Origin of the sequence: Oceanobacillus neutriphilus, from assembly GCF_014645515.1 — a bacterium.
GTDB lineage: Bacteria > Bacillota > Bacilli > Bacillales > Amphibacillaceae > Oceanobacillus > Oceanobacillus neutriphilus.
Window position 1 is genome coordinate 1 of record NZ_BMLW01000008.1, and the last position, 13624, is coordinate 13624.

The 13624-nt window shown below is 39.4% G+C and carries 12 protein-coding genes; all 12 read left to right on the forward strand.

Annotation, left to right across the window (positions count from 1 at the left end):
* Window positions 1-856 precede the first annotated feature (856 nt).
* The 12 genes from remA to IEX29_RS13670 all read left to right on the forward strand — a co-directional run bounded on the left by remA (window position 857) and on the right by IEX29_RS13670 (window position 13608).
* Complete coding sequence (remA, locus tag IEX29_RS13615; RefSeq protein WP_042535126.1) at window positions 857-1117, forward strand: extracellular matrix/biofilm regulator RemA; 261 nt, start codon at window positions 857-859, stop codon at window positions 1115-1117.
* 27 nt (window positions 1118-1144) lie between these two features.
* On the forward strand, window positions 1145-1765 hold the full coding sequence (gmk, locus tag IEX29_RS13620) for a guanylate kinase (RefSeq protein WP_188734950.1): 621 nt from the start codon (window positions 1145-1147) through the stop codon (window positions 1763-1765).
* A complete protein-coding gene (gene rpoZ, locus IEX29_RS13625; RefSeq protein WP_147209589.1) occupies window positions 1762-1956 on the forward strand; it encodes a DNA-directed RNA polymerase subunit omega in 195 nt (64 codons plus the stop codon). The genes gmk and rpoZ overlap by 4 nt, the downstream gene beginning before the upstream one ends.
* A 332-nt stretch (window positions 1957-2288) precedes the next feature.
* Window positions 2289-3497: a bifunctional phosphopantothenoylcysteine decarboxylase/phosphopantothenate--cysteine ligase CoaBC gene (coaBC, locus tag IEX29_RS13630; protein ID WP_188734951.1), complete on the forward strand. Its 1209-nt coding sequence runs from the start codon at window positions 2289-2291 to the stop codon at window positions 3495-3497.
* Entirely contained in the window at window positions 3494-5902 is a 2409-nt protein-coding gene (gene priA / locus IEX29_RS13635; RefSeq protein ID WP_188734952.1) for a primosomal protein N', read from the forward strand. Before coaBC ends, priA begins: the two co-directional genes overlap by 4 nt.
* Before the next feature lie 18 nt (window positions 5903-5920).
* Window positions 5921-6862 carry a methionyl-tRNA formyltransferase gene (gene fmt / locus IEX29_RS13640; protein WP_188734953.1) on the forward strand — a complete coding sequence of 314 codons (942 nt, stop codon included), beginning with the start codon at window positions 5921-5923 and terminating at the stop codon, window positions 6860-6862.
* Window positions 6863-6869: 7 nt separating this feature from the next.
* The gene (gene rsmB, locus IEX29_RS13645; protein WP_188734954.1) at window positions 6870-8216 is read left to right on the forward strand and encodes a 16S rRNA (cytosine(967)-C(5))-methyltransferase RsmB; all 1347 of its coding nucleotides are present in this window, start codon (window positions 6870-6872) and stop codon (window positions 8214-8216) included.
* 298 nt (window positions 8217-8514) lie between these two features.
* Window positions 8515-9276: a Stp1/IreP family PP2C-type Ser/Thr phosphatase gene (locus tag IEX29_RS13650; RefSeq protein ID WP_188734955.1), complete on the forward strand. Its 762-nt coding sequence runs from the start codon at window positions 8515-8517 to the stop codon at window positions 9274-9276.
* The gene (gene pknB, locus IEX29_RS13655) at window positions 9273-11423 is read left to right on the forward strand and encodes a Stk1 family PASTA domain-containing Ser/Thr kinase (protein WP_188734956.1); all 2151 of its coding nucleotides are present in this window, start codon (window positions 9273-9275) and stop codon (window positions 11421-11423) included. Before IEX29_RS13650 ends, pknB begins: the two co-directional genes overlap by 4 nt.
* Complete coding sequence (gene rsgA / locus IEX29_RS13660; RefSeq protein WP_188734957.1) at window positions 11424-12305, forward strand: ribosome small subunit-dependent GTPase A; 882 nt, start codon at window positions 11424-11426, stop codon at window positions 12303-12305.
* Window positions 12306-12307: 2 nt separating this feature from the next.
* Window positions 12308-12961, forward strand: coding sequence for a ribulose-phosphate 3-epimerase (gene rpe / locus IEX29_RS13665; RefSeq protein WP_188735163.1), 654 nt, complete (start codon window positions 12308-12310; stop codon window positions 12959-12961).
* On the forward strand, window positions 12961-13608 hold the full coding sequence (locus tag IEX29_RS13670) for a thiamine diphosphokinase (protein ID WP_188734958.1): 648 nt from the start codon (window positions 12961-12963) through the stop codon (window positions 13606-13608). The genes rpe and IEX29_RS13670 overlap by 1 nt, the downstream gene beginning before the upstream one ends.
* Window positions 13609-13624: the final 16 nt, after the last annotated feature.

The following is a 13624-nucleotide window of genomic DNA, read 5'->3' on the forward strand; positions in this document are numbered from 1 at the left end:
CACCTGACCAATTCATTATAAAGGATTTTTTTATGGCTTAAAACAGTAAAAACCGAAAATTAGGATTATTTTGTATTATTAGACATAATTAATGCAATGCTAGTGTTAAATTATTAAATATTCAATTTTCACATCTGAGAATAAACATCTATATCTTGCTATTCCAGGATGGACATGTTCTCTATTTACATGCTTGCTTTTAGCTAACTCATCTTTTTTAGCCTAAATAACAATCATGCTGGTGTTTCAAATGGTTTTTAGCAATTCAAATCATGGCAGCATGAATAATTCATATCAAGAATAGCTTTCATGCATCCCAAATAAGGATTGCTGAACATGTTTACCATGCAACACGAAAAATTTCTTCTGTCAGAACTGCCTTTTATTTGTTCAGTTATTTTAGTATAGAATACCCTGCTAGCGGAGGCGGACCGTTTTGACTCCTGAGGGATTAAGCACCATCTGAAGATCCACTTTTGCCAAGTGATCTTCTTGGCAAAAGTTAGCTGAAGAGCGTGCCCCTAGGAAAGCAAAACGGTCCGCCGCAGCGGTCGCTTTACACTTTACCTTCTATCTTTGTCAACAGATATATGGAAGAAATAATCAACCCCTGTTCCTATGGATAGGAAGTTACTTTTTAATGTGCGAATGCCAGGAAGTAAAACCTTTCATTCAACTTACATGAAAGAATTTCATAACATGGATAAACAAGCAATACAATGCCAGAAGACATCACTCTATTTTCCTATTTCTTGGTTTTGCCCTTGTAACAAAAAAGTTTATAGTATAAAATTCAATAAAGATACAGTATAATGGTACTATTATAGATAGAGAAGAAATGCTAGGGGGAAAAAAATTGAATTTAAGTTTAATAAACATTGGTTTTGGTAATGTTGTTTCCGCAAACCGCATTATATCTATCGTGTCTCCGGAATCAGCACCAGTGAAAAGAATTATTACCGTAGCCAGAGATAATAATAAATTAGTGGATGCAACATATGGACGACGTACCAGAGCTGTTATAATAACAGATAGCGATCATGTTGTATTATCTGCAGTGCAGCCTGAAACGGTTGGCCAAAGGCTTGTTACCAACGATGAAATTGCAGACGAATAACGAAGCTGGAAAATAGGAGGAAATGGTTTGATTAAAGAGAAAGGCATTTTATTCATTTTATCCGGCCCATCAGGTGTCGGTAAGGGTACAGTACGCAAAAAATTATTTGAGGAAGAAATGGATCTTCAATATTCTATTTCCATGACCACCAGAGAAAAAAGAGCTGGTGAAGTTGATGGTGTCGATTACTTCTATAAATCACAAGAAGAATTTGAAAAGCTGATTGAAGAAGGTGAGCTTTTAGAATACGCTCAATATGTAAATAATTATTACGGGACTCCCAGACAATATGTAGAGGAAACCATTGAAAAAGGATTTGATGTTTTTCTTGAAATAGAGGTACAGGGAGCGATGCAGGTGAAGAAAAATTTCCCTCAAGGTGTATTTATCTTCCTATTCCCTCCTAGTTTAGAAGAGTTGAAAAATCGTATCGTTAATCGTGGCACAGAATCGCAGGAACTCGTCCTTAATCGTCTGAAAGAAGCACGTAATGAAATAGAAATGATGGATGCTTATGATTATGTTGTTGTAAACGATAAGGTTGAGACAGCAGTAGAAAAAGTAAAAACAATTATTAAAAGTGAGCACTTAAAGCGTGAAAGAATCGCTAAACAATACAAGCAAATTTTGGAGGATGAGTTATCATGATGTTAGAACCTTCTATTGATTCATTGCAGACAAAAATTAAATCAAAGTACAGCTTAGTTACTTTATCAGCAAGAAGAGCCAGAGAGCTGAGTGAAACAAATGATGTGTTAGTTGAGCATCCAAAATCGCATAAATTTGTTGGAAAAGCATTGGAAGAAATTGAGGCTGGAAAACTGTATATTAAGAAATAAAACTTGGGATAACAAACTGAAAATGGACCTTTGCACAGTGTAAAATTCTTCATACAAGAATTTTCACCATGCAGAGGTTTTTCTTTTTGCAGGGATCCTTTTTCTGAACGATTTTTCTACAAGCCTTTATTCGGCAGAAGAAGCTTATTATATGTTATAACTATGTATAGAGAAAATAAAAAAATATGTCGAAATATACCTCCAAATGAAGAGGAATAGAATAAACTTTTTATACAGCAGACATATTCATTCCAAAGGATTACATGGAGATTAAAAAGTGCTTTTTTAGAGTATGAGTACGTGAAAAATAAATTAAAGAGAGGAAGTTTTCCATGCTCAATCAGAAAAAAATACTTTTAGGTGTTTCTGGTGGTATTGCTGTCTATAAAGTAAGTGCTCTGGCAAGTAAATTGACACAGCTTGGAGCGGAAGTGAAGGTTATCATGACAGAAAGTGCAGCCGAATTTGTTACACCGTTGACCTTTCAGGCTTTGACAAGAAACCCGGTATATACGGATACCTTTGATGAAAAAAATCCAAAGAAAATAGCGCATATTGATTTGGCCGATTGGGCGGATATTGCAATCATTGCACCGGCAACAGCAAATATTATTGCAAAATTAGCTCATGGACAGGCTGATGACATGCTGTCGACAACAATGCTGGCGACACAGGCAGAAGTATATATTGCACCGGCAATGAATGTGCATATGTATGGACATCCTGCTGTTATTCAAAATATGAAACAGCTTGAAAAGTGGGGATATCATTTTATCGAGCCGGGTGATGGATATTTAGCCTGCGGATATGTTGGGAAAGGCCGTCTGGAGGAGCCGCTGGAAATTATTTCTGCCATTGAACGCCATCAGCAGAAAGCTCTTGATTTGCAGGGGCAAAAAGTACTTGTATCTGCCGGGCCGACAAAGGAAATGATTGATCCAGTACGTTTTTTCACAAACCGTTCTTCAGGGAAAATGGGCTTTGCCTTAGCTGAAGCTGCTGCTGAACGCGGTGCGGATGTTACCTTAGTTGCAGGGCCGGTTTCTATAGAGGCCCAGCATCCATCTATTAAACGAATCGATGTGGTTTCTGCCGAGGAAATGTATCATGTGATGAACGATCAGTTTGCAGATAAGGATATTGTGATTAAAGCGGCTGCCGTAGCAGATTACCGTCCAAAAGAGGTGCATACCTCAAAGATGAAAAAGCAAGAGGGCGATGATGTCATCACTTTAGAACGAACAGAAGATATCCTGAAAAAGCTTGGTGAAAGAAAAGAAAATCAATTTCTGGTGGGGTTTGCTGCTGAAACAGATACTCCTATGGAATATGGATTAGGGAAGCTGAAAAAGAAAAATTTAGATGCTATTGTTGTGAATGATGTCAGCCGCCAGGGAGCGGGATTTGAAGGTGATACGAATATTGTTACCTACATTAATAAAGAGGAGTCCGTAACGAATTTGCAGCAGGCGACAAAAAAAGAGATAGCCGTACAGCTCTTAGACTGTATTTTACGAGATATGAAGGATGATTCCATTTGAAAATTGCAAGTGTCATAGTTGATGTTCCATCAAGTGCAACAAACCAGACATACGATTATCTGGTTCCGGAGAGATATCATGAAATAATCACTCCCGGAATGCGGGTCACTGTACCGTTTGGTCCCCGGAAAATCATGGGGTTTGTTGTGCAGCTGAAGAATGAGACCAGCTTATCAAAATTAAAAGAACTGCATGAGGTTTTAGATATTACGCCTGTATTAACAGAAGAGCTGCTGCAGCTTGGAAAATCGGTAGCCAAGAAAACGCTCAGTCTGTATATTACAGTGTTTCAAACAATGCTGCCCCAAGTATTAAAATCGCAGTATACAAAAGATTTAGTTCGTGAAACAGATGAATTCCTGAGTCCTGAGCTGGAAGATTTATTTGCAGGAAGAGAATCGATAGCCTTTGAAGAATTTACGGCATCTTCTATCAGTTATTATCATTTACAAAAACAAATAGAAGCAGGAAATATCGTTATCTACTATCATGTGAAATCAAGAATCACAAAAAAACAGCTGACAATGGTCCAGCTGGATGTATCAGAAATGCGTGCTTTGGAGGCTCTGGAGGATTTATCGAAGCAGGCAAAGAAACAAAAAGAATTAATTCAATATTTTATTGAAAATCCGGAACCGGTTGAACAGGCAAAATTGATTCAAACCATGGGCACCTCGGCACAGACTGTTAAAGCATTAGTATCAAAAGGGATTGTTAAGACATTTCAACAGGAGGTATTCCGCGATCCCTATAAAAATCAGCCTATTGAACAAACAGAAGCCTTCGAGCTGACGAATGAGCAGGATGCTGCTATGGAGCCGATTATCACATCTATAGATGAAAAAGAGGATAATGTATTTCTATTACATGGTGTGACAGGAAGCGGTAAAACAGAAATCTATTTACAATCTATTCAGCATGTTATTTCAAAAGGTCAGGAGGCCATCGTTCTTGTTCCGGAAATTTCTTTAACGCCGCAAATGGTCCGACGTTTTAAAGGCCGCTTTGGGTCAAATGTAGCTGTGATGCATAGTGGACTTTCCGCTGGAGAAAAATATGATGAATGGAGAAAAATTCAGCAGAAACAGGTTCAAGTTGTTGTTGGCGCTCGTTCTGCGATATTTGCCCCATTTACCAATATAGGTATTTTTATTATTGATGAGGAGCATGAAACAACATATAAGCAGGAAGACCAGCCAAGGTATCACGCCCGGGATGTAGCGATTGAACGGGCGAATAGTCACCGTTGTCCTGTAGTGCTGGGCAGTGCGACGCCTTCTTTAGAAAGCTTTGCCAGAGCTAAAAAAGGAGTTTACAAGCTTTTAACACTCAGCCACCGTACAAATTACCAGCAAATGCCAAGTGTAGAGATTGTTGATATGCGCAAAGAGCTGCACGCAGGGAACCGGACGATGTTTTCTGCCTCTCTGATGGAGAATATGAAGGCTCGTATAGAACGGGGAGAACAAATTGTCTTGCTGCTGAACCGCAGAGGATATTCCACTTTTGTGATGTGCCGTGATTGCGGGCACGTATCTGAATGTCCGCACTGCGACATTGCTTTAACCTATCATAAGAACAGTCACCGGCTTAAATGTCATTATTGCTCTTATGAGCAGGCTGTTCCTGAACGTTGTCCATCCTGTGAGAGCGACTCTATCCGATATTTTGGAACAGGTACGCAAAAGGTAGAAGAATCACTGGCAAAACTGTTACCAGAAGCCCGAGTGATTCGAATGGATGTAGATACAACCAGAAAAAAAGGATCGCATGAAAAATTATTAAAACAATTTTCCGAGAAGAAAGCTGATATTTTATTAGGGACGCAAATGATTGCAAAAGGTCTTGATTTTAAGGATGTCACTTTGGTTGGAGTTTTATCTGCCGATTCAATGCTGCATCTTCCTGATTTCCGAGCTTCGGAGCGTACTTTTCAATTATTGACACAAGTGAGCGGCAGAGCAGGAAGGCATGAGCTTACCGGGAATGTTATTGTCCAGACCTATACACCTGAGCATTATAGCGTGACCTACGCTGCAAAGCATAATTTTCTTGATTTTTATCAGCATGAAATGGCTGTCCGGAAAGCATTTCAATATCCGCCATTTGTATTTCTTGTGCTGATTACTGTCTCCCACGAAAATCATGTGCGGGCGGTTCAGGTGACAGGAGAAATCGTAAAGCGGCTTAGTGAGATTGTATCTCCGGGTACAACTATCTTGGGCCCGACGGCTTCTACTATTGCACGGATAAAAGATAGATATCGGTACCAGTGCATGATAAAATACAAGAATGAACCAGAATTAATAAGTTATTTAGAGCATATTCAATCGGCTTATGCTGATGAAATACGAAAACAATCTTTACAGCTGTTTATTGATATGCAGCCCTATTACATGATGTAAGGAAATGAGGGGAAAATCATGAAACGAATCGTTTTTATGGGAACACCGGATTTTGCTGTTCCTGTTTTACAAAAAATTATTGAAAATAAATATGAAGTAGTTCTTGTTGTTACACAGCCGGACAGACCTAAAGGAAGAAAGAAAATCATTACTCCTCCGCCGGTAAAAGAGGAAGCTTTAAAGCATGGGATAGAAGTATTTCAGCCAGAAAAGCTGAAGAATGATTTCCAGGCACTTGCAGATGCCAAACCGGACCTGATTATCACAGCAGCTTATGGGCAAATTCTTCCTAAGGAAGTGCTTCATATAGCGCCTTTTGGAGCAATCAATGTCCATGCTTCCCTGCTGCCAGAGCTGCGTGGCGGTGCACCAATTCATTATTCTATTATGCAGGGAAAGAAAAAAACAGGAGTAACGATCATGTACATGGCGGAAAAATTAGATGCAGGTGATATCCTGACTCAGGTAGAGGTAGAGATAGAAAACACAGATCATGTCGGCACACTGCATGATAAACTGTCCAGTGCCGGGTCAGATTTGCTGATTGAAACATTGCCTGATTTATTCGCAGGCAAAATAACTCCAAAAAAGCAAGACGAAGAATTAGCAACCTTCGCATCAAATATAAAGCGTGAGCAGGAAAAGATTGACTGGAATAGACCTGCAGGTGAGATTTACAATCAAATAAGAGGGCTTCATCCCTGGCCGGTTGCATTTACAACTTATGAAGGTAAAGTAATGAAAATCTGGTGGGGAGAAGAAGCTTCTGAGTCAAATTCAACAAGCCCGGCAGGTGAAATTATTGCCAGAGATAGTGAATCCTTTACTGTTCAGTGCGGAGAACAAACAAGTCTTAAAATAAAAGAAATTCAACCTGCCGGAAAGAAACGTATGAAAGTAAAAGATTACTTACAGGCTTCACAGGACAGGATTCAAATTGGTGTAATACTAGGAGAATAATATAATTATGAAATATCAATTGAGACAAACAATGCTCGACATTCTTATCCGGATTGAAAAAGATAAAGGATTCAGCAATCTGCTTTTAAATCATGAATTACAGCAAAAGGATTTGAATGAAAAGGATAAAAGGTTACTTACAGAGGTCGTTTATGGTACTGTACAAAATCAAATAACGATTGATTACTATATAGCGCAATTCATGAAAAATAAAAAGAAATTAGACTTATGGGTGAAGCAGCTTTTAAGAATGTCTGTTTACCAGATGGTTTATTTGGAAAAAGTTCCGGATCACGCCGTTGTTCATGAATCTGTTGAAATTGCTAAAATCCGCGGACACAAAGGAATTGCTAATTTTGTAAATGGAATATTACGCAGCATTCAACGAAACGGGCTTCCGGATTTATCCCTGATTAAGGATTCTGTAGAGCAGATTTCAATCGAGACAAGTCATCCAGTCTGGCTGGTTAAAAGATGGATGGAAATGTATGGAAAAGAGCAGACAGTGGCGATGTGCCGCGAGAATTTAAGACATTTTCCCATGTCTATCCGGATTCAGCCTATGAAAACGGATCGTCAGGCTATTATGGAGCAATTAGAAAAGCAAGGCTTCACTGTAGCAGCATCACAATTTTCACCACAGGGCATACTGATTCAAAAAGGAAATATATTTAAAACGAATCTGCTGAAGGAGGGCCTTGTAACCATACAGGATCAAAGCTCTATGCTGGCAGCAGAATCATTAAAACTGGAACCGGGTATGAAAGTACTGGATACTTGCAGTGCTCCAGGGGGGAAAGCTACGCACATTGCTGAAAAAATGGCGGATCAAGGTGAAATTCATGCTTATGATCTGCATAAGAAAAAAGTGAAATTGATAGAAGAAAAGGCAGCTATATTGGATTTGCATGCAATATCAGCTCTTCAAGGAGATGCCAGGAATCTTTCTGAGCAGTATGAAGAGGAAAGCTTTGACAGGATTCTTATTGATGCTCCATGTTCAGGATTAGGTGTTATTAATGGAAAGCCTGAGATTAAGTACGAAAAGCAGGCTTCTGATATTGAACGGCTTGCATTGATACAGCTGGATATTATTCAATCTGCAGCCAAACTGCTTAAGCCTGACGGGCTGCTTATTTACAGTACTTGTACGGTTGATAAATTGGAGAATAATCAGGTGGTCCGTACATTTTTAGAAGATAATCCTGCTTTTAGCATAGACCTCTCGTTCAGAGAAGCGCTTTCCGAATCATTACAGGATGCCCCAGGCTGGTCGCCGGAAGGTTTACAGCTGTTTCCTCAGGATTTTCAGACAGATGGTTTTTTCCTTACACGGATCAAACGGAATAAGTAAGCGATTTTTATCAGAGAAAATCTTCTGTAAAAATCCCGCTTCAGGCTGTCAGAAAATATTTTTGTGACCTTTCATAGTCAACACATAAGAAAGAAGTTTAAATATATTATTCAACTTGTACACTGCATAGTTTTATTATGCGGAAGATTGTGCAATAATTAAGGATAGAAGTATTTATTCAAAAAATGAGAAATTCGTAATGACGTTTTTAATGAACTTATTGAACAGCATTTAATGACAAAGTAATGATAATTGTTTGAAAAGGATATATTTTGATCTGTAAAGGGGGGAGCAGCTCTTGAAAGGGCTTTTCTTAACGCATTGCGGACAAGTTCGCAACCATAATGAAGATGCAGGCGGTATTTTTGAAAATAAAACAAATCAGCCTATTGCGATTATTGCTGATGGCATGGGCGGTCACAAAGCCGGTGATGTAGCAAGTATGCTGGCTGTTGAAAATATGAAAAACAGATGGCAAGAAACAGAAGCAGTTCAAAGTCCAAACGATATTGAACAATGGCTTGAAAATATAATTAATGAAACGAATGAGCAAATTTTTCGGAAATCGCAGGAAAACAAACAGCTGGAAGGAATGGGAACGACACTTGTTGCTGCAGTTATGTCAGGTAATTCGCTTACCATTGCCCATATCGGGGACAGCCGTTTGTATATTGCGAGAGGAGAGAATGTTGAGCAGTTAACGGAAGATCATTCCTTTGTGAATGAGCTTGTAAAAAGAGGCGAGATAACAGAGGGAGATGCAGAAGTTCACCCCTACAAAAATTATATTATCCGCGCGTTGGGAACAGAAGCTCAAGTGAATACAGACATAAAAACACTGACATGGGATACTGGAGATCGATTATTACTGTGCTCAGACGGTTTATCCGATAAGCTCAGCCAAACTGAATTAGCACAATTTATTACAGCAGATAAAGGGATGAATGAGATAGGTCAGGAACTTATTGATTTAGCGAATGAGCGCGGTGGAGAAGATAATATCTCGCTTATATTAATAGCACATGACGGTTCAGACTCGGAGGCAGGTGAACCTGCATGAATAAGGGACACTTATTAAATGACCGTTATAAAATCGAAAGAAAAATCGGCGGCGGAGGCATGGCAAATGTCTTCCTTGCCAGAGATACTATTCTTGACCGTGATGTAGCAGTTAAAGCATTGCGGACGGACTATATTCATGATCAGGAGTTTATTGCCCGTTTTGACCGGGAGGCACAATCTGCAAGCTCTCTTTCCCACCCGAATATTGTAAATATCTATGACGTGGGTGAGGAAGATCAAACGCTGTATATGGTCATGGAATATGTTGAAGGAATGACTTTAAAGGAATATATCCAACAATTTGGACCAGTGGAGGTTCCGCTTGCGCTGGATATTATGAAGCAGATTTCTTCTGCAATCGCACAGGCACATGAGAATGGTATTATTCATCGTGATATTAAACCCCAAAATATATTAATTGACCGTTTTGGTCAGGCGAAGGTAACTGACTTCGGGATTGCTATGGCTCTTAGTGCTACGGCATTAACACAAACAAATTCTATTTTGGGTTCTGTTCATTATTTGTCGCCAGAGCAGGCGCGGGGCGGGATGGCAACAAAAAAATCCGATGTCTATTCATTAGGAATTGTCCTTTTTGAATTGTTAACAGGGAAGCTTCCTTTTTCCGGACAGTCCCCTGTATCCATTGCTTTAAAGCATTTACAAAGTGATACACCGTCTGTCAAAGAGATTAATCCGGATATTCCGCAGAGCGTAGAGAATATTGTATTACAGGCAACAGCAAAAAATCCTTTTTATCGTTATGCGGATGTCTATCAGTTTGAGGCGGCCCTGGAGACAGCACTTTCTCCTGAAAAATTAAATGAAGAGCCGTTTAAAATTCCGGATGAAGCTGGTGATGAGACAAAAGCAATCCCGATTATTACGGATGATGACTTGACCTCAGAGGATGAGGCGGGCCAGACTATTGTCCATCAGGCAGCAGATACGGAACCGACAAAAAGCTATCCTGATGAAGGCAATGGAAAGAAAAACAATAAGAAAAAGAAGAATAAAAAGCCATCCAGTAAAAAGAAAAAAATAATCTGGATTTCAATTCTATTATTGTTGCTTATTGGTATTGGCACTGCTGCTGTTGTGTATGCTATGCAGCCAAAAGATGTTACGATAGATGATTTTATCAATAAGCCGGCTGATGAAGCAAAAGAGGCGCTGGAAAACAAGAAACTGACCGTGGAAACAGAAGAGGTCAATTCGGATGAGGTTGAATCTGGATATGTTGAAAGAACAGACCCTGTTGCAGGAAGAACGGTCAAAGAAGGATCGACGATAACCCTGTTTGTCAGCCAGGGGCCTGAACAAGTGGAATTTGATGATTACGTCGGAGAAGATTTTGAAGAAGTGAAAGAAGAGTTGGATCAAAAAGGATTTAATGTGGATGAAATTACGCCGTTTGAACGATACTCTGATCAGCCGGTCGGTGAGATTATTTCCCAAGTCCAGCCCGATCCGGGAGCATCTGTAGTGCCGGCAGATACAAAAGTAATTTTTGAAGTCAGTGCCGGACCGGAAATGGTGAGCCTGAATAATTTGACAGGAATGAATGAAGAGGAAGTAAAGGGTTATTTAGATCGTAATGAATTAAGCATAAATCAGCATGAGGAGCATTCCGATAGTGTCGAGAAAGGGCTGGTCAGCAGCCAATCTCCTGAATCTGGAACGGAGGTAGAAAAAGGATCAACAGTAGATGTTTATTTCTCTCTTGGACCGGAAGAGGAACCGCCGCGGTCTCACTCTGTTACTTACACGGTTATGTACACGCTGGATGAAGAAAACTCTGAATCCGGAGAAGAATCATCTGATGATGAAAATAGTGAAGAAGATCAAAATGATGAGACGAATGAAGAAAATACCGATGAAGAAAACGGAGATAATGAAAATACAGACGAAGGAAATGAAGAAGAGACTGAAAACCAGGATTCTGGAGAACAAATAGTCCGAATTTATATCGGTGATGCCAATAACGACATCTCAGATGTATATGAAGAACAGACCATCACAGGAGATACGGAGGTACGTTTTACACTGACCATTGCACAGGGAACTGATGCAGAGTATCGAATTACCAGAGATGATGAGGTGGTAGCTGAAAGGACTGTATCCTATGAGGGAGAGGAAGAGTAGATGGCAGTAGGCAGAATTATTAAAGCATTAAGCGGCTTCTACTACGTACAGTCAAATGAAGGAATTTATGCCTGCAAGGGGAGAGGTCTTTTTAGAAATAAAAAAATCTCCCCGTTAGTCGGTGATTATGTAGAATTTGAAATCCGTAACGAAGATGAAGGGTATATTATGAAAATAAAGGATAGGTCGAATGAACTTATTCGGCCTCCTATTGCTAATATTGACCAGGTATGTATTGTCAATGCAGCTACTTCACCGGATTTTAATCCGTTATTACTTGACCGGTTTCTTGTCCTTGTGGAGTCCAAGCATATTCAGCCTTTAATTTTTATTACAAAAATGGATTTAGCGACACCTCAGGAAGCAGCCAGAATTCAGGAATACCAAGCAGCTTATCAGCAAATTGGCTATGAGGTGAAACTATTATCTTCAAAAGAGCCTGAGTGGATTTCTGAAGTAATACCTTATTTCAAAGATAAAATTTCCGTATTTGCCGGGCAGTCTGGAGTAGGTAAATCAACCCTGTTAAATACGCTCGATCCTAATTTGTTTATAGAAACAGCGGAGATTTCTAAAAGTCTCGGGAGGGGTAAGCATACAACAAGACATGTTGAGCTTCTGGCAATCGGAGAAGGTCTGGTAGCTGATACACCGGGATTTAGCGCATTAGAGTTTTCTGATTTAGGGGCCGAGGATTTAGGTGTTTGTTTTCCGGAAATAAGGCTTCATATGTCAGACTGCAAGTTCAGAGGCTGTCTGCATGATAAAGAACCTAAATGTGCTGTTAAGGCAGCTGTTGATGATGGCACAATAGCTGAATTCCGATATAATCATTATTTACGATTTTTGGAAGAAATTAAAACAAGAAAGCCGAGGTATTAATGATGACAAAAATAGCACCTTCTATTTTATCAGCGGATTTTGCAAAGCTTGGAGAAGAGATTAAAGAGGTGGAGCAGGCCGGAGCTGATTACATCCATGTTGATGTGATGGATGGACATTTCGTTCCTAATATTACAATCGGTCCTTTAATAGCAGATGCCATTAAGCCAATTACCGATTTGCCGTTGGATGTTCATTTAATGATAGAAAACCCGGATGCGTATATACCGCAATTTGCGAAAAGCGCGTCCATTATCACCGTTCATCAGGAGGCATGTGTGCATCTGCACCGTACATTGCAATTGATTCGTTCTTATGGCGTAAAACCGGGAGTAGTAATTAATCCGGGGACGCCGGCAGAAATGATTAAACCTGTTTTAACAGAAGTGGATCTCGTATTATTAATGACAGTAAATCCAGGCTTTGGAGGGCAATCCTTTATTAAAGAGGTAGTTCCTAAAATTGCTCAAATTGCAGCATGGCGTGAAGAAATTGGCTTAAATTTTGAAATAGAAATTGATGGAGGAGTTAATGAGATAACAGCTCCAATCTGTACTGAAAATGGTGCAGATGTATTAGTCGCCGGAAGTGCTGTTTTTAACCAGAGTAATCGGAAAGAAGCTATTGACCTGATTCGTAAGAGTGCGGAGAAATAATGAAACGTGTTGGTATTGTGGGTAATGGTCCTAAAGGGCAATTACCCACTCTTTTAGACTATCAGGAGAAGATGGATTTTTGGATTGGTGCTGACCGGGGGGCACTTTATTTAGCAGAACAAGGAATAACGATTGATGTTGCACTGGGAGATTTTGATTCTGTCTCTGAAAATGAGTACACTATAATCGAAAAGCATGCTAAGGTATTTGATAAACATCCAGTGATGAAGAATCAGACAGATTTAGAGATTGCCATTGATATGGGAATAGAGAAAGAAGCAAGTGAATTTTATTTTTTTGGTGTAACCGGAGGCAGGATGGATCATGCATTAATGAATATTCAATTGCTATATCCATTATTACAGCAGGGAAAGCGCGCTGTTATTATCGATAAAGGGAATTATATGGAAATGTTTGAACCAGGTACTTATGCCGTTGAGCCGGAGGGATATTTCTATATATCTTTTTTATCATTTACTTCAGAGGTTACCGGATTAACATTGACAGGTTTTTTATATCCGTTAGAGAATCAAACAATACATTGGGGATCTTCTTTATGTATATCTAATGAGCTTAGTCAAAAAAAAGGTACTTTTTCTTTCTGTAAAGGCATACTAATACTAGTAAAGAGTTTTGATGCAGTTTAACTAGAAGCAAACAGGA

What these genes read in the sequence shown, in the direction of transcription:
- rpoZ (WP_147209589.1), top strand. Translation starts at nt 1,762, where the DNA reads ATGATGTTAGAACCTTCTATTGATTCATTGCAGACAAAAATTAAATCA.
- coaBC (WP_188734951.1), top strand. Translation starts at nt 2,289, where the DNA reads ATGCTCAATCAGAAAAAAATACTTTTAGGTGTTTCTGGTGGTATTGCT.
- fmt (WP_188734953.1), top strand. Translation starts at nt 5,921, where the DNA reads ATGAAACGAATCGTTTTTATGGGAACACCGGATTTTGCTGTTCCTGTT.
- rsmB (WP_188734954.1), top strand. Translation starts at nt 6,870, where the DNA reads ATGAAATATCAATTGAGACAAACAATGCTCGACATTCTTATCCGGATT.
- pknB (WP_188734956.1), top strand. Translation starts at nt 9,273, where the DNA reads ATGAATAAGGGACACTTATTAAATGACCGTTATAAAATCGAAAGAAAA.
- rsgA (WP_188734957.1), top strand. Translation starts at nt 11,424, where the DNA reads ATGGCAGTAGGCAGAATTATTAAAGCATTAAGCGGCTTCTACTACGTA.
- rpe (WP_188735163.1), top strand. Translation starts at nt 12,308, where the DNA reads ATGACAAAAATAGCACCTTCTATTTTATCAGCGGATTTTGCAAAGCTT.
- IEX29_RS13670 (WP_188734958.1), top strand. Translation starts at nt 12,961, where the DNA reads ATGAAACGTGTTGGTATTGTGGGTAATGGTCCTAAAGGGCAATTACCC.